At 67.6% G+C, this 20822-nt stretch carries 26 protein-coding genes, 1 tRNA gene and 1 riboswitch; of the genes, 12 read left to right on the forward strand and 15 right to left on the reverse strand.

Annotated elements, in window-relative coordinates; genetic code table 11:
* Positions 1-64: 64 nt before the first annotated feature.
* The 12 genes from AC3WQA_RS04555 to AC3WQA_RS04610 form a co-directional block, all read right to left on the reverse strand.
* On the reverse strand, positions 65-1045 hold the full coding sequence (locus AC3WQA_RS04555) for an ABC transporter ATP-binding protein (RefSeq protein WP_492673901.1): 981 nt from the start codon (positions 1043-1045) through the stop codon (positions 65-67).
* On the reverse strand, positions 1045-1803 hold the full coding sequence (locus tag AC3WQA_RS04560; RefSeq protein WP_492673902.1) for an ABC transporter permease subunit: 759 nt from the start codon (positions 1801-1803) through the stop codon (positions 1045-1047). The genes AC3WQA_RS04555 and AC3WQA_RS04560 overlap by 1 nt, the downstream gene beginning before the upstream one ends.
* Positions 1800-2696, reverse strand: coding sequence for an extracellular solute-binding protein (locus tag AC3WQA_RS04565; protein WP_492673903.1), 897 nt, complete (start codon positions 2694-2696; stop codon positions 1800-1802). The genes AC3WQA_RS04560 and AC3WQA_RS04565 overlap by 4 nt, the downstream gene beginning before the upstream one ends.
* Before the next feature lie 104 nt (positions 2697-2800).
* On the reverse strand, positions 2801-3127 hold the full coding sequence (locus AC3WQA_RS04570) for a hypothetical protein (RefSeq protein WP_492673904.1): 327 nt from the start codon (positions 3125-3127) through the stop codon (positions 2801-2803).
* Positions 3124-3696 (reverse strand): molybdenum cofactor guanylyltransferase, encoded by a 573-nt coding sequence (gene mobA, locus AC3WQA_RS04575; protein ID WP_492673905.1) that lies wholly within the window; start codon positions 3694-3696, stop codon positions 3124-3126. The genes AC3WQA_RS04570 and mobA overlap by 4 nt, the downstream gene beginning before the upstream one ends.
* Positions 3680-4168, reverse strand: a complete 489-nt coding sequence (locus tag AC3WQA_RS04580; RefSeq protein WP_492673906.1) for a molybdenum cofactor biosynthesis protein MoaE — start codon at positions 4166-4168, stop codon at positions 3680-3682. Before AC3WQA_RS04580 ends, mobA begins: the two co-directional genes overlap by 17 nt.
* A 1-nt stretch (position 4169) precedes the next feature.
* Entirely contained in the window at positions 4170-4430 is a 261-nt protein-coding gene (locus tag AC3WQA_RS04585) for a MoaD/ThiS family protein (protein ID WP_492673907.1), read from the reverse strand.
* A complete protein-coding gene (locus AC3WQA_RS04590; protein WP_492676317.1) occupies positions 4427-5668 on the reverse strand; it encodes a molybdopterin molybdotransferase MoeA in 1242 nt (413 codons plus the stop codon). The genes AC3WQA_RS04585 and AC3WQA_RS04590 overlap by 4 nt, the downstream gene beginning before the upstream one ends.
* 8 nt (positions 5669-5676) lie before the next feature.
* The gene (gene moaCB / locus AC3WQA_RS04595; protein WP_492673908.1) at positions 5677-6675 is read right to left on the reverse strand and encodes a bifunctional molybdenum cofactor biosynthesis protein MoaC/MoaB; all 999 of its coding nucleotides are present in this window, start codon (positions 6673-6675) and stop codon (positions 5677-5679) included.
* Positions 6676-6678: 3 nt separating this feature from the next.
* On the reverse strand, positions 6679-7659 hold the full coding sequence (moaA, locus tag AC3WQA_RS04600) for a GTP 3',8-cyclase MoaA (protein ID WP_492673909.1): 981 nt from the start codon (positions 7657-7659) through the stop codon (positions 6679-6681).
* A riboswitch (molybdenum cofactor riboswitch) is annotated at positions 7652-7789 on the reverse strand. (Overlaps the previous gene by 8 nt.)
* Before the next feature lie 123 nt (positions 7790-7912).
* Positions 7913-8302, reverse strand: coding sequence for an HU family DNA-binding protein (locus AC3WQA_RS04605; protein ID WP_492673910.1), 390 nt, complete (start codon positions 8300-8302; stop codon positions 7913-7915).
* A gap of 139 nt (positions 8303-8441) precedes the next feature.
* Positions 8442-10382: an SUMF1/EgtB/PvdO family nonheme iron enzyme gene (locus AC3WQA_RS04610; RefSeq protein ID WP_492673911.1), complete on the reverse strand. Its 1941-nt coding sequence runs from the start codon at positions 10380-10382 to the stop codon at positions 8442-8444.
* 99 nt (positions 10383-10481) lie between these two features.
* Here AC3WQA_RS04610 and AC3WQA_RS04615 point away from each other — a divergent pair, with 99 nt between their 5' ends.
* Both AC3WQA_RS04615 and AC3WQA_RS04620 read left to right on the forward strand, forming a co-directional pair.
* A complete protein-coding gene (locus tag AC3WQA_RS04615) occupies positions 10482-11594 on the forward strand; it encodes a ribonuclease D (RefSeq protein WP_492673912.1) in 1113 nt (370 codons plus the stop codon).
* A gap of 58 nt (positions 11595-11652) precedes the next feature.
* Positions 11653-11728: transfer RNA gene (locus AC3WQA_RS04620), tRNA-Ala, on the forward strand.
* 294 nt (positions 11729-12022) lie between these two features.
* Here the strand turns inward: AC3WQA_RS04620 and AC3WQA_RS04625 are convergent.
* The 3 genes from AC3WQA_RS04625 to AC3WQA_RS04635 form a co-directional block, all read right to left on the reverse strand.
* Positions 12023-12253, reverse strand: coding sequence for a DUF2188 domain-containing protein (locus AC3WQA_RS04625; protein WP_492673913.1), 231 nt, complete (start codon positions 12251-12253; stop codon positions 12023-12025).
* Between the two features lie 73 nt (positions 12254-12326).
* On the reverse strand, positions 12327-13298 hold the full coding sequence (locus AC3WQA_RS04630) for a hypothetical protein (protein WP_492673914.1): 972 nt from the start codon (positions 13296-13298) through the stop codon (positions 12327-12329).
* Between the two features lie 27 nt (positions 13299-13325).
* Positions 13326-14561, reverse strand: coding sequence for a hypothetical protein (locus AC3WQA_RS04635; RefSeq protein WP_492673915.1), 1236 nt, complete (start codon positions 14559-14561; stop codon positions 13326-13328).
* A 240-nt stretch (positions 14562-14801) separates the two neighbouring features.
* Here AC3WQA_RS04635 and AC3WQA_RS04640 point away from each other — a divergent pair, with 240 nt between their 5' ends.
* The 10 genes from AC3WQA_RS04640 (at position 14802) to AC3WQA_RS04685 (ending at position 20815) form a co-directional block, all read left to right on the forward strand.
* A complete protein-coding gene (locus AC3WQA_RS04640) occupies positions 14802-15137 on the forward strand; it encodes a helix-turn-helix domain-containing protein (RefSeq protein WP_492673916.1) in 336 nt (111 codons plus the stop codon).
* A 3-nt stretch (positions 15138-15140) separates the two neighbouring features.
* The gene (locus tag AC3WQA_RS04645; RefSeq protein ID WP_492673917.1) at positions 15141-16073 is read left to right on the forward strand and encodes an ImmA/IrrE family metallo-endopeptidase; all 933 of its coding nucleotides are present in this window, start codon (positions 15141-15143) and stop codon (positions 16071-16073) included.
* 34 nt (positions 16074-16107) lie between these two features.
* Positions 16108-16920, forward strand: coding sequence for a S1 family serine peptidase (locus tag AC3WQA_RS04650; RefSeq protein WP_492673918.1), 813 nt, complete (start codon positions 16108-16110; stop codon positions 16918-16920).
* Positions 16921-17030: 110 nt separating this feature from the next.
* Complete coding sequence (locus tag AC3WQA_RS04655; protein ID WP_492673919.1) at positions 17031-17246, forward strand: hypothetical protein; 216 nt, start codon at positions 17031-17033, stop codon at positions 17244-17246.
* Positions 17243-17713, forward strand: coding sequence for a DUF2924 domain-containing protein (locus AC3WQA_RS04660; RefSeq protein WP_492673920.1), 471 nt, complete (start codon positions 17243-17245; stop codon positions 17711-17713). Before AC3WQA_RS04655 ends, AC3WQA_RS04660 begins: the two co-directional genes overlap by 4 nt.
* Positions 17710-19134 carry a recombinase family protein gene (locus AC3WQA_RS04665; protein ID WP_492673921.1) on the forward strand — a complete coding sequence of 475 codons (1425 nt, stop codon included), beginning with the start codon at positions 17710-17712 and terminating at the stop codon, positions 19132-19134. The genes AC3WQA_RS04660 and AC3WQA_RS04665 overlap by 4 nt, the downstream gene beginning before the upstream one ends.
* Entirely contained in the window at positions 19131-19595 is a 465-nt protein-coding gene (locus AC3WQA_RS04670; RefSeq protein ID WP_492673922.1) for a hypothetical protein, read from the forward strand. The genes AC3WQA_RS04665 and AC3WQA_RS04670 overlap by 4 nt, the downstream gene beginning before the upstream one ends.
* Positions 19596-19776: 181 nt before the next feature.
* Entirely contained in the window at positions 19777-20040 is a 264-nt protein-coding gene (locus AC3WQA_RS04675) for a helix-turn-helix transcriptional regulator (RefSeq protein WP_492673923.1), read from the forward strand.
* Between the two features lie 11 nt (positions 20041-20051).
* Positions 20052-20528: a hypothetical protein gene (locus tag AC3WQA_RS04680; protein WP_492673924.1), complete on the forward strand. Its 477-nt coding sequence runs from the start codon at positions 20052-20054 to the stop codon at positions 20526-20528.
* Between the two features lie 5 nt (positions 20529-20533).
* Positions 20534-20815 (forward strand): hypothetical protein, encoded by a 282-nt coding sequence (locus tag AC3WQA_RS04685; RefSeq protein WP_015914475.1) that lies wholly within the window; start codon positions 20534-20536, stop codon positions 20813-20815.
* Positions 20816-20822: the final 7 nt, after the last annotated feature.

Consider the following 20822-nt stretch of genomic DNA (forward strand, 5'->3'; position numbering starts at 1 on the left):
CGGCACCGGATCGCCACCGCCAACCATCGCCGCCCCCGCGTAAAGTCGAGGTGACGAAGGCGCCTCACACCGGCCAGCAGCGGATCGCCGAAGCCGGCAGCGCCAGCCGCACGATGCCTTGCGCGCCGCCATCGGGCCAACTGGCCCACAACCGCGCCGCACCGCAGCGCAAGCCGGCGTAACCGCCGTGTGCGTGCATTTGCCGCAACTCGACCTGCGCGTCGATGGCGCCGTCCGCCGCCGCGTCCACCGCATGCCACGCCACCGCCGCAGGCGCGACATGCCAATCCACCACCGCGCCATCGGGCAGCGACGTCAGCACCGGCAGCCGCACCCCGGCCTCGCTCCAGTGCAAAACCTGCGCGCCCGGGCGGCCTTCGAGGCGGCCACGCAAGACGTTGCGCCAACCCAGCAAGCGTGCCACCGCGCCGCTGGCTGGCTGCGCGTGGATCGCGGCCGGCGTACCCGCCTGCACGATGCGCCGCTCGTGCAACAGCACCAGGCGATCGGCCACCGCCGCCAGCGCAGGGTCGTGGCTCACCGCCAGCGCCGGGATGCCGGCGGCGCGTACTTCGGCGATGAGCTCGGCCAGCACGTCGTCGCGGGTGGCGGGGTCGAGCGCGGAGGTGGGCTCATCCAGCAGCAGCAGTTGCGGCTGACGCGCCAGCGCGCGGGCCAGCGCCACGCGCTGCTGCTGCCCACCGGAAAGCTGCGCCGGCCAGCGTTCGGCCAGCTCGGCCAGGCCCACCCGCGCCAGCCACGCCATCGCCTCCATGCGGCGCCGCGGGCCGTTGAGCGCGAAAGCCACGTTCTGCCACGCGTTCAAATGCGGGAACAGTGCATGCCCCTGCGGCAAGTAGCCCACCGCACGCCGCTGCGGCGGCAGGCCGTTGAAGGGTTCGCCCTGCGCGGGAAGCAGGCCGGCGATGGCGCGCAGGAGCAGGGTCTTGCCCTCGCCGCTGGCGCCGAGCAGCACGGTGAAGCCTTCCACGTCGAAGCTGGCCGACAGCGCGATGGGGCGCACGATGCGGTAATCGATGCGCATCAGGCCAGCCTCCGGCGCACCGCCAGACCCAGCCCCAGCGGCAGCGGCAAGGCGACCAGGAAGAACACCCACAACAGCGGATACACCGCCGACAGGCCGTAGTCCTGCAGGTTCGTCCACAGCTTCACCGGGATGCCCTGCGGGTAATAGGCCACGATCAGCACCACGCCGAACTCGCCCAGTGCACGCACCCAGGCCAGCGCCACCGCCGCCGCCAGGCCGAGCTTCGCCAGCGGCAGGCTGACCCGGAAGAAGCAGCGCGCGGGCGAGTGGCCCAGCGTGAGCGCGATCTGCTCAAGTTCGCGCGGCACGCCCTCGAAGGCCGCACGCGCGGCCAGCACGTAATACGGCAGCGCGGCGTAGCACTGCGCCATCACGAAGGCCGGCGCGGAATTGGTGAGCACCAGCCCCGCGCGCGCCAGCAGGCTGCCGGCCGCGCCGTAGGGGCCGTACAAGGCGGCCAGCAGCAGGCCCATGGCGAGCGGCGGCGTGAGCAGGGCAAGCAGCAGCAGCGCATCGATCAGCCACTGCCCGCGCACGCGGTGACGCGCCAGCCACCAGGCCAGCGGCGTGCCCAGCATCACGATCAGACCCAGCGCGACCAGGCTCAGCGAAAGCGACACCATGACCGCGCCGCCGTCGCCATGGGCGAAGCCGAAATGCCGCCAGTCGGTGGCAATCACCAGGCCGGCGAAGGGCGCGGCCAGCAGCAGCAGCGCGAGCGCCGCCACGCCGGCGGTGAGCCGCGATCGCGTCACAGCGCATCGCCACGCGGCGGGTCGTAGCCGCGCTCGCGCAGCAGCGCCCGGCCCTGCTTGTCCTGCAGGAAGTCCACGAAGGCGCGGCCCAGCTCAGGCTGTTGCGCATCCTTCGGCACGCTCGCATAGAACACCAGCGGCTGCGCCTCGATCCGCTTGCCGCTGGCCAGGGTGAAACCGGCCTTGGCATACCACGTGGCCTGCAGCGCCGGCTGCGCCAGATCGATCTCGGCCGGCAGGTCGACGATGGGCAGCTGGTGCGAGAACGCGGCGCTGGCGTAACCGATGGTGGCATCGATCTGGCCGGCCTCCAGGCGCGACATCAGCGAGGTTTCGGCAAACAGCTGCGGTGGGTTCTGCCAATCGCCCGCCACCTGCTTCACCAGCCCGGGCTGGCGGTAATAGCGCGCGGCGAGCTGCAGGGCGAGCAAGGCGTTGGCGCCCTGCGGATCGATCGCCGGATCGGTGCGGCCGAAGCGCAGGCCCGGCGCGCGCAGCACCTCATACCAGGCCTCCCGTCCGGCCGCCGCAGCCTTGAAATCGGCGGCAAACCGGCTTTTCGGGCTATAGATCACCACCATCCGCGTGCTGGCCACCGGCACCGCAAAGTCCACCAGGCCAGCCTGCTGCAAGACCTTGACCGGGCCGGGCGTGATCGCCACGAACACGTCGGCCTGCAGCTGCCGGCCGGCGATCAGCCGCGCCAGCGCATAGGAGCCCTGGCCCATGCCCTGGTACTCCACGCCATGCGCCCTGGCGAAGGCCGGGCCAACGTCGCGATCCAGCAGCACGCCCATGGAACCGGCGTAGGCCACCCGCAGCACCGGCATGTCGGCGGCCTGCGCGACGACGGTGCACAGCAGCAAGGCAAGCCCGGCAAGCAGACGCCTCAAGACATGCCCCGTTTCCCCGCAGGAGCGCGCCGGCGCGCGGTGGGTCCACCGGCAAAAAACCTCATCGCGCGCCAGCGCGCTCCTACCGGCGAACCATGATGGGCTCATGCCTTGCTCTCCTTCATCCGGCGCGCGCTGTCGCGCACGTCCACGTCGAAACTCAGGTCGAGGCCATGCAGCGCAAAGCTCAGCCCATCGCGGCTGGGCAGGCGCGACGCCAGCGCACGCACCTCGGCATCCATCAGTTGCACGTACCAGCCATCGTCGCTGCGCTGCCAGGCGGTGGCGGCGGCCAGCACCACACGCTGCGCCTGCACGCGGCCGTCGGGCCAGCGGGTGGCGTTCTCCACTACCTCGCCGGCGAGCAGCCGCGCCAGTTCCGCCTCGTCGATGCGCAGGCGCAGCGACTGCCCTTGCTGTTGCACTTTCATCGGTTCGCCTCGCTCCATCGTTCGGGGGTGTTGCAATCGATCAGTTGCGCCACTTCGTCCAGCGTAAGCGCCAACTCCGCGGTGCACAGCACCTCCTGCACGCCGTGCAGCGAGCGCCGACGCGGCTCGTCACTGGCCAGCAGCGCGGCCAGCGCGATGCGGCAGGCCGCATCCAGTCGCACGCGCCACGGCAGCACATGGCCGGCCAGGCGCAGGCTGCGCGCCGATGGGTTTTCGCAGCGCAGCCGCCGCAGCAAGCCACTGGAAAGGCGCGGCATGTCCACCGGTATCACCAGGAGATCGGGCGTGCCGGTCAGCGTCGCCGCCACGCTGGCCAGGCCGCCCAGTGGGCCGAGCTGCGGCTGCACATCGGCCGTGCCGCCGTGCGTGGGGCGTTCGCCGCTCACACGCAGGCCGTCCACACCGGACTCGCGCAGGATCGCCAGCTGGCGTTCGATCAACGGCTGGCCGTGCCAGTCCAGCAGCGCCTTGTCGCAGCCCATGCGGCGGGACTGGCCGCCAGCCAGCAGCACGCCGAGGCAGGGCCGGTTTTCAGTGACCGTGGCCATGCGCGGCATGCGTATGGGCGCGGTCTTCCTCGCACAGCGAACAGCCCTCGCTCCAGGCGCTGTCGCCGTCCACGTAATGCTCCTGCTTCCAGATCGGCGCCTCGTGCTTCACCGCCTCGATGGCGAGCCGGCAGGCGCGGAAGGCCTCGTCGCGGTGCGGCGTGCCGGCGGCCACCACCACGGCGGGGTCGCCGATGGCCAGCCGGCCCCTGGCATGCGCGATCCACAGTTTCAGCGGCGCGCCCACATCCACCAGGGCGCGCTCACCGATGGCGCGGAACTGGTTCAGCGCCAAGGGCACGAACAGGTCGTAGCTGATGCCGGTGACACGACGCCCCACGTTATGGTCGCGCACCCGCCCGATGAAGGTGGCGATGCCGCCGAAGCGCGGATCGGTCACGAAATCCAGCGCGGCGGCCACGTCCAGCGTGGCCAGCTCGCGTTCCACCACGGCGACATGCAGGCCGTCCATCTCAACCTCCACTTACCGGTGGCAACACGGCCAGCGCCACGCCCTCGGGCACGATGCGATGGTTGTGCAGGATTTCATCGTCGGTGGCGAAGGCGCAGCGGCGCACCAGACCAGCGGACACCGCTGGCGCGTGCGCGGCCAGATGTGCCACCAGCGCCTCGCGCAAGCCGGCGACCGTGCTGCCGGCGGGCAGCTCCAGTTCCACGTAACCGCGGGGATCGGCCTCGCGCAGCGCGCCGAACAAGTTGATGCGTGTGCTCATGCCGCGCTCCCGTTCATGTCCGGGCTGGCCAGATGGCCGAGCCCGTAGACCTCCACCAGACTGCCGGCGGGCAAGGCGTCCGCCTCCGCCGGAATCACCACCCAGGCATTGGCGGCGGCCAGCGAGCGGATGCGGTAGGACTCCTGCCCGTCCAGCACCTGGGCGCTAAGCCGGCCCTGCGCATCCACCGCCACGCGGGCCTTCAGGTGAAAACGCAGGCGCGGCTTCTTGCTGAAAGCCGCCGCCAACGGCAGGCGCCACGGCAGCTCGCCCGGCAGGCCGAGCATCGCGCGCAGCGCCGGCTCGACGAAGAAACGCAGGCCCACGGCCACCGCGATGGGGTTGCCCGGCAGGCCGAAGAACAGCGTGCCGTCGGGCAGCCGCGCGAACAGCAGCGGCTTGCCGGGGCGGATCGCCAGCTTGTGGAAGATCACGCGCGCGCCGAGGCGTTCCAGCGCCGCCGGCACGAAGTCGTACTGGCCCATCGACACCGCACCGGTGGAGATCAGTACGCGCGCGCCGGACTCACGCGCACGCGCCACCGCCGCGAGGAAGGGCTCCACCGCATCGCCCACCGTTTCGCGGTGCACCAGCTCGGCGCCCGAGCGCGGCAGCTGCGCGGCCAGATACGGCCCGTTGGAGTTGCGGATCTGCCCCGGCGCCAGCGCGGCGCCCAGCTCGTCCACCAGCTCACGGCCGGTGCACAGCACGGCCACGCGCGGCCGCGCCGCCACGCGCACGCGCGCCACGCCCAGTGCGGCGAGCAGCATCAGGTGGTTGGGCGCCAGCACGCCGCCAGCGGCGAGCACGACATCGCCCTGCGCCACGTCGGAGCCGGCGCGGCGCAGGTTCTCGCCCGGCGCCACGGCGGCCTTCAGGCGCACGCGCGGCGGCGCGTCCAGGCGCTCGGTCTGCTCCACCGCGATCACGCGATCCAGCCCGTCGGGCACACGCGCGCCGGTCATGATGCTGATGGCGCCGGCGCCACCTCGCGCGATGCCGTCGCCAGCGGCCTGCTCGCCCTCGATCGGCCATTCGCTGCCGGCGGGCAAAGGCTCGCTGCCGCCGGCCAGCGCATAGCCGTCCATCGCGGCATTGTCGAAGGGCGGCAAGGCTTCGGGCGCGATGACCGCCGCGGCCAGCACGCGACCCATCGCCGCATCGAGCGCCACATCTTCGGCGCCCAGCGCCACGCATTCGGCCAGGATCAACCGCAGCGCATCGGCAGGATCGAGCAGCGCGTGGCTCATGCGTGGCACTCCCCGGCCATCATCGCCAGCGCGTGGGCGAGGATGGGGGCGAGGATCTCCATGCCCTGCGCCACCGCCTTGCTGCTGCCGGGCAACGCGATCACCAGCATGTCGCCCAGCTGCACCGCCTCGGCGCGGCTGAGCCAGGCCAGCGGCGTGTGCTGGCTGCTTTCGCTGCGGAACAGCTCGCCGATGCCGGGCACCACGCGCGCACCCAGCAGCGCCAGCGCCTCGGGCGTGACGTCGCGCGGCGCGAGCCCGGTGCCGCCGGTGCACAGCGCCAGGCGAATGCCGGCCACCGCGAATTCGCGCAGGCGCGCGGCCAGCGGCGCGGCCTCGTCGGTGCGCACCTCGGCGGGGCCGACCTCCGCACCCAGCGCGCGCAGGCGTTCCACCAGCAGCGGGCCGGAGCGGTCTTCGTAATCGCCACGACTGGCGCGGTCGCTGAGCGTGATGACGGCGGCCGGCACACCGTCCAGACGAGGCAGCGCGCGCGGGCGGTAGTGCTCGCGCTCTTCGTCGGTGATGCCGTCGGGGTGGAACCACAAACCCTTCTTGCCGCCTTCCTTGAACAGCAGCCGCACGCCGACTATGGCCAGCGCCGGCTCTACCGGCTTGGTGAGGTCGTAGAGCGTGAGCAGGGCCGCGCTGGCGCCGGCCAGCGCCTCCATCTCCACGCCGGTACGCGCGATGGCGGCGGCTTCGCAATAGACGCGGATGGCGCGCCGCTCGGGCACTGGCACGCAGCGCAGCTCGGCGTATTCCAGCGCCAGCGGATGGCATAGCGGCATCAGTTGTGCGGCGTTCTTCGCGCCTTGCAGTCCGGCCACCTCGGCCATGCCCATCGCGTCGCCCTTGGGCAGGCGGCGCTGCACGATGGCGTCAAAGGCATCGCCAGCCAGCAGTTCACCCACCGCCACGGCGCGCCGCGCGGTGATGCGCTTGGCGCGCACGTCGGCCATGTGGAAGGTCGCGCTGTCGCCGCGCTCGCTCATGGATCAGCCTCCGGTGGATGCGAGATGGGGTGTGATGCCGGTGTGGCCCTGGTGCAGGAAGTGGCCCTGTTCCTTGCGGCCGATCTGGCCGCCGATGGCGTGCACCAGGTCGTCCAGTTGATCGTCGCGCTGCAGGTACTTGCGCAGCGGAATGCCGAAGTCGCCGAACAGGCACAGCCGCAGGTCGCCGGTGGCGGTGACGCGCAGGCGGTTGCAGCCGGCGCAGAAGTCTTTGGAATACGGCGCGATGATGCCGATGCGGCCGGCGTAGTCGGGGTGCGCATATTCGCGCGCGGGACCGGCATCGAGCGCGCGCGGCAGCGCCTGCCAACCGCTCTCGCGCAGTTGGTCTTCCAGCGTCTGCGCGCGCACATGGTGCTGGCGGAAGAAATCGAGGTTGTCGCCGGTCTGCATCAGCTCGATGAAGCGCAGGCCCACGGCGTGCTCGCGCAGGTAATCCAGCCAGCGCGGCAGTTCCTGGTCATTGACGCCGCGCAGCAGCACGGCGTTGAGCTTGGTGGGCAGCCCGGCATCCAGCGCCATGGCCACGCCGTGCAGGATGTCGTCCAGCCGGTCGTGGCCGGTGATGCGCGCGAACGCCGCGCGGTCGAGGCTGTCCACGCTGACGTTGATGGCGTTCAGCCCCGCGTCCATCCATTCGTGCAGGCGGCGCGACAGCAGCGTGCCGTTGGTGGTCATCGCGAGTTTGACGACGCTGGGCACGGCGGACGCGGTGCGCAGCACCCCGCTGAGGTCGCGCCGCACGCTGGGCTCGCCGCCGGTGAGGCGCAGCTTGTGCATGCCCAGCGTGGCGAAGCCGTGCAGCAGACGGGTGATCTCGTCCAGCGACAAGGGGCCGGCCGCGCCCGCCTCGGCCTGGTAGCCATGCGGCAGGCAGTAGCTGCAACGGAAGTTGCAGACGGGGGTGACCGACAGCCGCAAATAGGGAAAGCGGCGGCCGTAACGATCGGCCAGCGGGGTCATGCGATGTGCTCCTTTCCAAGGTCGGGAGACGAACGCGTTTCCCCGTTCGCCCGGTGATCCACAGATCACGGGCGCCGTGCCATGTTTCAGCAGAAACGCAGGCGCGGCGCCTTCGGAGTTGTTGCCGGCCGATTGTGGCGCCGCTGCGTGCGGCTGTCGATGCCGCCGTTGTCGCAGCGGCTTGTCCATCGACAAGAACGAACAAGGGCCGCATGCGCGGCCCTTGTGTGTGCTGCTGGCGAAGGCGCGCGACTTACAGCGCGGCGTCCTTGAGCTTCTTCAGCGGGCGCACCTTCACCTTGACGCTGGCAGGCTTGGCGGCGAACACCTGCTCCTGCTTGGTGAACGGGTTGATGCCGGTGCGCTTGGGCTTGGCCGGCACCTTCACCGCGTTGACCTTGAACAGGCCCGGCAGGGTGAACTGGCCGACGCCCTTCTTGTGCAGCGAACCGAGCACGACGCCTTCGAGCGAGGCGAGCACGGCCTTGACGTGCTTGGCTTCGACGCCGGCACTCTGCGCGATGTGGGCGATCAGGCCGGACTTGCTCAGCGCGTCGCTGATCGGCTTGACGGCGGCGGGAGCCTTCGGCGCCGGCTTGGCGGCCTTGGCAGGGGCTTTCTTGGCAGTGGTCTTGGTGGCCATGGGCATCCATCGTAGTGAAGAAGGCGCCGCCTCCAATGAGGCGACGGCCATGCGGCCCGCACAATCTACGCGATTTTTTCGGCTGTGGCGCACGCGGAAGCGAAAAAAACCGCAGAAACGATGATGCGCTGCGGCGCGATCACAACTCGCGCACCACGCGGAAACCCACGCGTCCGCTGCGCACGCCGGCATCGATGCCCTGCCGCCACGCCGAGCGGGCCTGTTCGGGCGAACTGCCCCAGGAACCACCACGCAGCACGCGCGTGCCGCAACCAGGGTTCAGCCAGGCGCTGCCGTCCAGCGGTGCGTGGACGTAGTTGTCGTGCCAGCAATCGGCCATCCATTCGGAGACGTTGCCGCCCATGTCGTAGAGGCCGAAGGGATTGGGCCCGAAACTCATCGTCGGCGCGGGGCCCCAGTAGCCATCGCCGTAATCGCGGAAGGCATGGCTCCAGTGCCGGCCGCTGGGCGAGCGATCCCTCGCGCCGGTGAGGTTCTCCAGCTTGCCCCTGGGCACGCCATCGCCCCACCAATAGCGCGTGACAGTACCGGCACGCAGCGCATAGGCGAACTCGGCTTCGCTGGGCAGGCGATAGGCCTGGCCGGTGTGCTTGGCCAGCCAGTCGGCATAGGCCTTGGCGTCGCGCCAGGAGACATTGACCACCGGCAGGTTATCGGCGGCGCGGCGGCCGGCGTAGTCGTCCTGCCAGGTGGCGCGCGCGTCGTCGCGCATCGCGCCGGTGCGCTCGTCGTAGACACTGGCGCCGCCGTTTTTCACCGCGTCGGGCACGTAGCCGCTGGCGCGCACGAACTCGCGGAACTGGCCCACCGTGATGGTGCCGCGCGACATCGCGAAACCCTGCGCGAAGCCGACCGGGTGCGCCGGCAGCTCGGCTGGATGGCGCGCGTCATCGTTCGCCGCCGCACCCATCACGAAGTTGCCCACCGGCAGCACCACCATCGCCGGTGCCTGCCCCGGCAGATCGATGTAGCGGTCGCTGAACACCTGGCCGGGCTTGTGACCGGCGTAGAGCCGGGCGTCAGCCAGATCCACCGCGAACACCGCCAGGCCAGGAAGCGCGGCATCGATGCCGCGCGCCTGCGCGGCCAATTGCTGCGCCAGCGCGAGGTTGCCCGCGTCCAGCGCCGACTGCGCCTGCGCCAGCACGCCCTGCGCGCGCGCCGTGCGCATGCCCTCCACGCGCTGGCGCACCTCATGCAACTGCTGCGCGCCGGGACGGATCGCCCGCGCCTCTGCCAGCACCTTTTCCGCCGTGGCGAAGTCGTTCTTCGCCACCGCCGCCAGCGCGCGATCCAGCACTGCGTGCTGCACATCGAGGATGCCCTGCTCGGCCACGGCGTTTTGCGGATCGAGCTGCTGCACTTGGCGATAGACGTCCAGCGCACTGCCACCCACCGGCTGATCGGCCCTGCCCCTGCGCAGCAAGCCGGCGGCCCTGGCCAAGAGGGGGCGCACCGCATCCAGCGTCTGCAAGCCCGCCGCAAGCCGTGCCAGTTCGTCCGCGCTGCCAGGCAACCGGCGCAGCAAGGCCAGCTGCGCGCTGGCCTCCTCGGCATTGCCCAGCGCGATCTCGCGCCCGGCCTGCACCACCAGCCGCGCACGCACGTCGATCACGCCCTGCGCCGCGCGCCGGCTGTCGGGTTTCTCCTTCGCCGCCTGCAGATACAGCGCGACGGCGCCGTCCTTGTCGCCATCGAGACGGCCGGCGGCGAGCGCCTTGCCCGCACGCTCCAGCAGCACCCGCAACTTCGGCGGATCGGGCGTCAGCTGCCGGGGCAACTGGGCATGTTCACGACTCAACCGCGCAGCCATCACCGCGGTGGGCGCGAGCGTCAACGGCGGCCCGGCGTTGCGCTCCTCGTCGGCCACCGTAGCGGCTGCCGGCACACTGCCGGGCACGGCCACCACCGGCACCACCCCATCCGGCCGCACCGCCTCGACCGGCGCCGCATGGAACAGGCCAGGAAAAAAGTGATACCCCAGCCCAAACGCCAGCAGCGCGATGCCGATCATGCCGCCCAGCATGCGTTGGCGTTGCAGCGTGGCATTGCTGGGCATGCTTGGGCGTTCCCTGATCGGCCTGTTATCGTGCGCGGTCACCTTATGGCACCAAGTAACACAGGGCAATCCACGCCCGCCGATTATCGAGGAAACCGCATGCCCTTGCCCGACACCACCGCCGACTGGATCACCGACCGCGCCACACTCGACGGCTGGCTGCGCGCGACACCGGCCAGCGCCGTGGTGGGTCTGGATACCGAGTTCATGCGCCGCGACACTTTCCACCCGCAGTTGGCCCTGCTGCAGCTGGGCTGTGCCGGCCGCCATGCGCTGGTCGACCCGCTGGCCTTCGCCATCGACGATGCCCTGCAGCCCGTGCTGGGCGCCGGCGGAACCGTCACCGTGATGCACAGCGCCGGCGAAGACCTGGAAACCCTCGCCCCCTTCCTGCCCGACGGCCCCGGCACGTTGTTCGACACCCAGATCGCCGCCGCCTTCGCCGGCATGGGGCTGGGCATCAGCTACCGCGCGCTGGTGCTGGAGCTGTGCGGCGACGAGCTGGACAAGGGCGAGACGCGTTCGGACTGGATGCAGCGCCCGCTCACCGCCTCACAGCGCAGCTACGCCACGCTCGACGTGGTCTACCTCGAATCCATCCACCAGCAGCTCACCGCACGCCTGCGCCAGCGCGACCGCTTCGACTGGTTCGCCGAAGACTGCGCCCGCCTCAAGCAGCGCGCCAGCCATCGCGACGGCGACCCGCAACCGCAACGCGCCCTGCGCGGCGCCGCCGAGTGGGCGAGCGCGCAACAAGCCCGGCTGCGCCGCATCCTCCGCTGGCGCGACCGCAGCGCACGCACGCTGAACCGCCCGCGCCCCTGGCTGCTGGACGATGCTCTCGCGCTCAGCCTTGCCCACGAACCGCCCACCAGCCTCGCCGAACTCGAACAACGCGCACGCGGCCAACGCGCCCTGCGCAGCGCCCAGCGCAGCGAGCTGTTCGCCCTGCTCGCCGCGCCCATCGGCGAAGACGACATCGCCGCCACCGCGCCCATTCCCGCCCACCCGCAAGGCGCGGCCAAGCAGGCGCTGGGCACCATGAAAACCCTCATCGACACCACCGCCGCCGCGCTCGACCTGCCCGCCGGCCTGCTCTGCCCGCGCAAGGTGCTGGAGGACTACGTGGTCACCCGGCAGTGGCCGGACTTCCTCGACGGCTGGCGCCGCGAGGTGCTGCACGAGCGCCTGCCCGCTCTGCTGCCCGGCTGAATCATCATCGGAGGGCTTGGCACCACCACCCACCGCTGCTAATATGCGCCGCTCACGTGGGGCGGTAGCTCAGCTGGGAGAGCGTCGCGTTCGCAATGCGAAGGTCGGGAGTTCGATCCTCCTCCGCTCCACCAAAATTCAGCGCCCAACCGTTCTCGGTTGGGCGTTTTCATTTGCAGCTTCCGCACACCACGCGGGCTTCCGGGCCGTTCTGCGTGTGCCAACCGTGTCGGGCATGGGCGGCATGACGCGCCCAGTTCGCCCCTCTTCCGCCCTATCTTCTCTCGAAACCTGCGCCAACTTCTTCGCAGTGGCACACGCAGGCGGCCTTCTTCGTCAATGGCTTGTGCATGTGCCGATGGGAATGGTTGGCTCGCGGGTTTGCTGCTCCACACTGCCCGTGCAAACCCGCGAGGCCAGCCCCAACGTCAGCCCTTGGGCGGGAACGGATCATGACCGTAGCTGTTGCGCTCACGGATCTGGCCGTCACGCCCTTGGATGAGCATCTCGCTCTGTTGGTTGATGGCGATGTCCCGCGCGCGGTCAATCGCCTGTTGCTGCGTGTCGTGGACGGAGGTGAGGCGGTCGTTGCCTTCACCACGCACACCCCACTGTTCACCGCCGTTGACGGGTACGACCCATTGGTTTTTTCTGCTCATTGCAAATGCTCCAAAAATTGAAAAGGGCAGGCTCTTGAAGTCGGCGCGAGCCTTGGCGCTTCAGGGATGGAACTCATGCCATGAAGGTCTCCCCCTTTCCTGATGTCTGGTGTGGGGAGGACGCCAACGCGCCCGCCGCGCACGGCATCGAATACAACCCTGCGCGTTGCTGCGTGGCCACGAGCGCGCCGTAGGCCGCGTGCTGCGCCACAGGTTCTGGCTTGCCTTTGTCCTTCGACTTGATCTTGAACAGGTCACTCGGCTTGGCGCTGTCCAAGCCCGCGCGTTGCATGATCCGGTCCGCCGTTGTGGCTTCGCCCTTGAACGACCACAGCGCCTCGAACACTTTGGCCTGACCGTCGGTGAATCGAATCGGCGTGCCATCGCCGTCCGGCAGCGTCGCCCACTTGAAGTCCGCCGAGAACGGCCCATTGACGGGTTTGGCCGGATCGACGACCGCTGGAATCGTGGACGGCGGCGCGGCGATGAACGTAATCCCGCCACCATAGAACGTGAAGCGTTCTTCCAGCGCCAGCCATTCCACGCCCGCGCCGAATGGCGCTCCGCGCGTCGTTCGCGGCCTCGGCGTGACCACCCGGACATCGCCACCGGCAACGCGGACCCGCTCCAGCAGCGCCGGTTCTTGCAGCACCCGCGTCAGGTCGCGGGACAGTAGGACGGGCGACCGCCGGGCATCGCCGAGCCGCCACACGCCGTCGCCGAGGACATCGATACCGTCCCGGCTTTCGATGCCGAGCGCGACGCGCATCTTCGTGCGCAGCCAGTCCTCGTCCAAGGCCAACGCCACACCATCGGCTGCCTCGACGGTTACCGGCCCGCAGTCCGGGCAACGGCACATCCGTCCGCCACGCCCGTCGCCCCAGACCTGCACCCGATGCTGCTGGCAGTGCGGACAGAGCACGAACGACTGATCCACGACCGTTGGCTTGACCGCCTTGCCGAGGACGGGCAGCACAGCAACGTCACGCGGCGACAGCGTGGTGCGCAGCACCGGCGAGCCGCCCGCGAACAGGCGGCAGATCAAGGCCCAAGCGTCATGCGCCGCCACCGATCAATCCTCGAACACCGACGTCGAACTGATCGCGTCCGCTTCCGGCGGCATCTCCTGCGCGCTCAGAGTCTGGCCCTTCTGCAAGATGCCCACCGCGACCAGATAGCCTTCCAACTGCGCCTGCACCTTGGCGTCGAACTTGTGCAGGTTCAGACGCCCCTTGCTGGTCACTTCGATGGTGACCACCTTGGCGCGCGTGCGGCCCGGCTCGGGCGGATAGTAGAGATTGACCTGTGCCGCCGTCACCGCCCACTGGCCTTCCAGCGGGCCGGGCAGCTTCTCCTTCAGCAGCTCGTGTACCGAGCGTTGCTGGCTGGACTGCATCGCGGTGCATTCGATCTTCAGTGCGGTGTCGGGGCTAAGGAGCGTGAGCGCCTTGAGTTGCACCATCGAGAAACCATCCTCGAACGCCTCCGGCACGTCGAAGCCGGTGCGCAGCATCGACAAATCCAAGGTCGGCGACTTGATGCGGCTCGCGCTCGCCTTGACGCCCAGCACATGCTCGGCGAAGGCCTCGACCAGCATCTGCTGGTACTTCTGGCCGCCGCGCACCAGCGTGCGCACGACGCCGGTGGTCTTGGCGTACTCCAGCACCATGTGGATGTTGGGATTGCCGACGCGGCGCTTCAGGGCCGAGCCTTCGAACTCCAGCCGCAGCATGGCCATGTCCTTGACGTGGACGGTGAGCAGGAACACGCCGGGGCTGCGTTCGACCAGATGCGCCACGCTGCTGTCGCCGCACTGCATTTCGCGCTTGTAGAACGCCGAGATGGCGTGGCGCAGCGCGGCCAGGTTGGTGTCCGAACCGTTCGGCTGGTGCTTCAGGCCCAGATCGTATTGCTGGGTTTGCTGCCCGTGATGCTCCCAAAAGCTGAAGTCGTAGGCGCGCTCGAACAGCGCCGGGTGGTTGACGTACAGCCAGAACGAGCGATGGACGTCGCTGCTGCAGAGCGTCAGGCCCGCCAGCGCGGCACCGTCAGCCACCACGGCCTCGAACATCGCCTGCTTGCCCGCCGCGTCGCCCAACTGGACACTGGCCATGAGGTTGGCGGTCATCTGGTCTCGGGCGGCGGTGTCCGGCCAGACCTTGACCGCCTCCACCAAGAACTGGCTGGTCTCCGGCGTGTCGTCCCACGCGAACCCATCCGGCACGGGCAGGCCATGTGAGGTCAGGAAGTCGCGCAGCGTGGCATCCACCGGCAGCTCGAGCATCACGTCGACAAAGGTTTTCTTCATCTTGTTCGTCCTTTCTGGATCGGCGTCGGAGGTCTGCGACCGATGTACGGGCTGCACGGGCCAGCGACAGGTTACTGAACATGAATCCCATGAAAGTAAAGCCACGAGATACAGGTGCGATTCTGAACCTCGGATTTCCGCTTGTCAATCAACGGGGCACATCTAGACCTTTTATGTATCTCGTGGCTATACTGTCGGTCTTGATTTCATTCACTGACTGTTTTCCAAAGGAGCATCGCCATGGCTTCGGCGTTCGGAGCACGCCTGCGACGCTTGCGCGAGGCGAAGAAGTTGACCCTGCAGCAGGTCGCCGACGCGGTTGGCTGCACCAAGGCGTACATCTGGGAACTGGAAATGAAAGACGGGCAGCGCCCGTCCGCAGAACGGATTCAGGCCATCGCCAAGGTGCTGGGCGTGACGATGGAGGACGTGATGGGCGAACCCATCCAGCAGGTTCCCCAGGCCAGCCCAGAGGACGTGGCCTTCTTCCGCGAGTACGCGGGGATGACCGAGGAAGAGAAGAAGCACTATCAAGACGTCCTGAAGATCATGTTTTCGCGCAAGAGCGGGGAATGAAGATTGAGCGCAGCGCAGGCCCTCACAGGTTCGATTGCCGCCAGCCACGTCATCAAGTGGCTGCGGGCGTGGTACCGCGACGAGGGCGTGCCTGACGCTATCGATCTGGAAGTCGTCCGGCAGATGCTGCCGAGCACGCCCTACGGCACCGGCGTTCGGGAGATCAGGGAACCGGTGCAATTCAACGACGATGCCTTCGAGGGGATGCTGGCGCGCGATCCCAGTGACCACAAGGTGTGGGGCATCGCCTACAACGGCAAATCGCGTCCCGAACGTCAACGCTTCACCATCGCCCACGAGCTGGGCCACTTCATCCTGCATCGCGGTCAGCAGCAGAACTTCAACTGCGACAAGCAAAGCGTCCACACCGGCATCGATACGCTCCGCGACATCGAACGGGAAGCCGATGACTTTGCCAGCAATTTGCTGATGCCCGGCGATCTGCTGCGCGCGTGTATTTCCAACCAACGCATCGACTTTCGTGTCCTCGGCGACATCGCCAAGCGTTTCCAAGTCTCGCTGGAGGCGCTGTGCATCCGCTACATCAAGTTCACGACGGAACGCGCCATCCTTGTCTACTGGGACAACGGCTACGTGAAGTACGAGTGGCGCAGCAGCAGCGCGAGGAGAACGCGGGCGCGCATTCGACGCAACGGCGATCCGGCGGAACCAATGCCGGGCACGCTGGCCGCTGACGCCAGCATCGCGCAAGAATGGGACGGCACAGAGATGTCTGCTGCGATCTGGTGCCCCGAGGAAGCGCAGCACATGAATCTGCGTGAGTTCAAGCACACCTTCGGCGCGCGTGATCGTGTCCTCACGCTGCTCCTGCTCGAAAGCGCCGAGCCGCGCTCATGGGATCGGTCGTGGCAGGACGAGGACAGCTTCGACAGCTTTGATCAGTTCGCGTCGAACGGGCAGTTGCCGGTTCGCTGATGCTACGGCCCTTGGACGACCGACGGTGACAGGATTGATCATTTCTCAAGGCGAAGCGGTGCGCGCTTGGATCAAGGAAAGAACCGGCCAAGCGCAGGCCAGATTCTTTCCCTCAGTTCGTCCTGTCTACTGGGCCACGGTATCGGGTACCGCTGAAGCGATCGGCAGCTCGTTCTTGTTTCGCGTCGATGGCAAGCGGTATTTCGTCACTGCCGCCCACGTTCTCGACTTGAATCAGCAATCCACCCTGTATGTGGCTGGCAGCAATGCGCTGGAACAGATCACGGGAATAGCAGGAGTAACGAAGGCCCCAGCATCAGGCAGAGCCGATGACAAATTTGACTTCGCATTCATGGAGTTGCCCGATGATTTTTCCAATCGTCTCGGCGTCGATGCGTTCATAGATGCCAATGACATCTCCCAAAACAGAGGATCTCTGGATGGAAGATGCTTCATGGCCTTGGGATATCCGGCATCACGCAATAAGCCGAAGCCGATTTCCGTCACCGGAACTCATGTGCGTGGAAAGGCATGGGCCTACAGCTCCACTACTCACACGGACGCGAAAGTTTTCGACGCTGTCGGAGCTTCTCAAGACATGCACTTGCTGTTGAAGTTCGCAAAAAAATCGAAAGCCTTCACTGGCGAGACTACGGATTCAATCACTCCCCACGGAGCTAGCGGTGGGGTTCTGGTTGACCTTGGGCGAATCGACCTGCAATCGCTTTCACCGTCTGCTCAGTTCACACCCAGGCTTGCCGGAATTTTGATTGAACATCACGCCGAGTCGAAGGCAATTCTGGCAGTGAAGGTCCAGTCGATCATCAAGGCTATCCGCAGCCACTGATTTGCAGACCAACCCGGACTGCGCCGAACCCGCGCACTCCCGCTAAATCACGTTACGCGAAGTGCCCTCGGTTTCTAGCATGAGCAGCGTTTTCCATCGGAACGCTTGCCATGACAGAAATCGAACCCATTTCCATTTTCCCGCCGTCTGACCTCCCTCGACACGCGCAGCAGGAAATCGCCGACCTGCTGGCCGCTGCACTCCTGCGCCTGCGCGCGCGTCCGTCGCGCGACACTATCGAAAACAGCGAGTGCGTTCGCCTTGGCTTCCCCGGCCAACAGCGCGTGAATGCGAACCCCGATCACAACAAAGGAGTTCGCCCATGACGGCACACGCACAACCATCCACTACCTCGGTCGCCGCACGTGTCGCGGCTCTTCCCCATCTTTCGATGGACGACCTCTGGGCGCTCTGGGATGACCATTTTGATGAGCGCCCCGGCCATCACCATCGCACTTGGCTGGAGAGCCGACTGGCCTACAGGATTCAGGAACGTGCCTTCGGTGGCCTGAGACCCTCGCTGCGCAAGAAGCTCGAGGAAGTCGGCGAAACCGGCATACTGCCCAAGCAACTGCGCAGCGACAGCCAGCGCCTGCTGCCCGGCACCATCCTCACGCGCATCTACGACGACGTCGAGCATCGCGTGCTGGTGCGCGGCTCGAACGATTTCGAATACCAAGGGCAACGCTTCAAGAGCCTGTCCGCGATTGCGGGCCACATCACGGGCAGCCACTGGTCGGGCCCTGTGTTCTTCGGCCTCAAGTCGCCGGCATCGAAGAAGGTGATGGCATGAGGTCGCCGCGCGCCAATCCGCTGCCCTCGGGCAGCCAAAGCATCACGCCGAAGAAGCGCTGCGCCGTCTACACCCGCAAATCCACCGACGAAGGGCTGGATCAGGAATACAACAGTCTCGAAGCCCAGCGCGACGCAGGCCTCGCCTTCATCGCCAGCCAACGGCACGAAGGCTGGATCGCCGTCGGCGACGGCTACGACGATGGCGGCTACTCCGGCGGCAACATGGATCGTCCCGCCTTGCGCCGCCTGATGGTCGACATCGAAGCCGGGAAGATCGACACCGTGGTCGTCTACAAGATCGACCGCCTCACACGCAGCCTGCCAGATTTCGCCAAGCTGGTGGAGGTGTTCGACCGCAACGGCGTGTCCTTCGTCTCGGTCACACAGCAGTTCAACACCACGACCTCGATGGGACGGCTGACGCTCAACATCCTGCTGTCCTTCGCACAGTTCGAGCGCGAAGTCACCGGCGAGCGCATCCGCGACAAGATCGCCGCCAGCAAGGCCAAGGGCATGTGGATGGGCGGCGTGCCGCCCCTGGGCTATGACGTGGTCGAGCGCAAGCTCGTCGTCAACGAACGCGAGGCGGCATTGGTGCGCGACATATTCAGGCGCTACGGCGAGCATGGCTCGGCGGCGCGGCTCGTGCGCGAACTGGTCATCGAAGGCCACACCACCAAGGCGTGGGTGACGCAGACCGGGCGCGAACGCTCGGGCCGCACCATCGACCAGCAGTACCTCTTCACGATGCTGCGCAACCGTATCTACCTCGGCGAAATTTCTCACAACGAGCAGTGGTATCCGGGTCAGCACGAGGCCATCGTCGCCCCGGCCCTATGGGACGCTGTATATGCCTTCATCGAACGACGCAAGCAAGCGCCACGCGAGCACGCCGCCAAGCATCCGGCACTGCTGGCGGGTCTGCTGTTCGCGCCCGACGGGCAACGCATGCTGCACTCCTTCGTCAAGAAGAAGAACGGACGGCAATACCGCTACTACGTCCCGTACCTGCACAAGCGGCGAAACGCGGGCGCGAGCCTGTCGCCCGGTACGCCGGACGTGGGTCATGTGCCCGCCGCCGAAATCGAGAACGCGGTGCTGGCGCAAATCCACGCGGCACTCTCGGCTCCCCAGATACTGATCGCGGTCTGGCGAGCCTGCCAGCAGCACCCCGCAGGTAGCACGCTCGACGAAGCGCAGGTGGTGGTGGCGATGCAGCGCATCGGCGACGTGTGGGCGCAGTTATTCCCCGCCGAACAGCAACGCATCACACGACTGCTGATCGAGCGGGTGCAGTTGCACGGGCATGGACTGGATATCGTCTGGCGCGAGGACGGTTGGATTGGGTTCCGTGCCGACATCAGCGCGCATCCGCTGGTCGAGGAAGCCCGTGAGCACCCTGAGGAGGCACTGGCATGACCACCTCGGTGAACCCGCGCAAACGCACAGTCCACATCGAGGTCGGAGTCGATGCCCGCAGCTATGTCAGCGATGGGCAGCGCGTCACGCTGGTGCCGCTGACCATCAAGCGCCGCCAGAACCGCAAGTTGCTGATTCCGCCCACGCCCGACGCCGCCGCTGCGACGGGCGGCTTCGACGTACCGATGATCAAGACGCTCGGCAAGGCGTTCTACTGGAAGCGGCTGATCGACGACGGCACCTATCCGACAACCTCGGATCTTGCACGAGCGCTGAAACTGGAACCGGGTTGGGCGGCCGAGGTGCTCCGGATGACCATGCTGGCCCCGGACATCGTCGAGGCAATTTTCGAAGGTCGCCAGCCCCGGCAGCTGAACCTACACACGCTGCGTGGCCGCGAAGACCTGCTGCCGCGCGACTGGGGCGAGCAGCGTCGGCTGCTCGGCTTCCCCGACGCCTGACCCTTTCATCCCCGACTTCCCCGATGACGGCGAGCCATGTGCTCGCCGTCTGCTTTTGGGCGGGAGCTGGCGGATTGGCGAACCCGAAGTTTCCGCGTGGTTCGCCATTGCGTCCCTTAAAGGTTCGCCACCCGGAGTTTGGAATGACATCTGTTCCCCAACAACGTCACAGGAGCATTCCATGCAGACACCAACCAGCAGCATTCCCCGGTCGCCCCAGCAGGCGATCAACACCATGTCACCCGGTGATCGCCGGGTGCTCAACGAAAACGAGCTCGCGCAACGTTGGGGCGTCAGCCCCAAGACTTTGCAGCGCTGGCGCAGCGAAGGTCGCGGCCCGCGCTACCTGAAGCTGTCGAAGCGCGTCGGCTACCCCGTAGACGCGGTCATCCAGTTCGAGCGCGAGGCGCTGCACGACTCGACGTCCGAGCGCGCGGCGGTCTGAGGAGCGATGCCATGAACGACATCACCCTCTTTCCCGCCGACATCGCCGCGATGTCCATCGGCCAGTTGGCCGCACTGCCCGCCACGCAGAAGGCCGAGATCGACAGGAACCTCGACGAGGCCCTCGACTGGCTCAAGAAGACGCGCACCAAGTTCGACGCGGCGCTCGACGCCGCCTACGGCGAGCAGGCGCGCACGGCGCTGCGTGAATCCGGCCGCGACTTCGGTGCCGCCCACATCAGCGATGGCCCGCTGCACCTCAAGTTCGAGCTGCCCAAGAAGGTCAGCTGGGATCAGAAGCAACTGTCCGAAATCGCCGAGCGCATCGTGGCTTCGGGCGAGAAGGTCGAGGGCTACCTCGACATCAAGCTGTCCGTCTCCGAATCCCGCTTCACGAATTGGCCCCCGGCGCTGCAACAGCAGTTCGCCGCCGCCCGCACCGTGGATTCCGGCAAGCCGTCTTTCACCCTTTCCCTTGATTCGGAGTAATGACCATGAGCACCAATCTCATCGCCTCGCTGCGCCAGCAGCTGCCGTCCATCTACGGTGAACACCTTCCCGACGAAATCCGGTATCGCCGCGCGGACGGCCAGGACGTCGTTGTCCCGCTCGATGCCGCCACGGTCGACGAACTGGCCTTCGCCATCCAGACGGCCAACGCGGAATCGCTGGCGCTCGGCCGCCGCCGTACCGCGCTGGAAGAACTCCACACGGAGGTGCGCAAGCGCGCCGCGCGTGGGGCGGACCGCATCGCCGACGTGTCGTGGGAGGGCTGATCATGAG

This window comes from Rhodanobacter sp. FW106-PBR-R2A-2-24 (assembly GCF_058789615.1).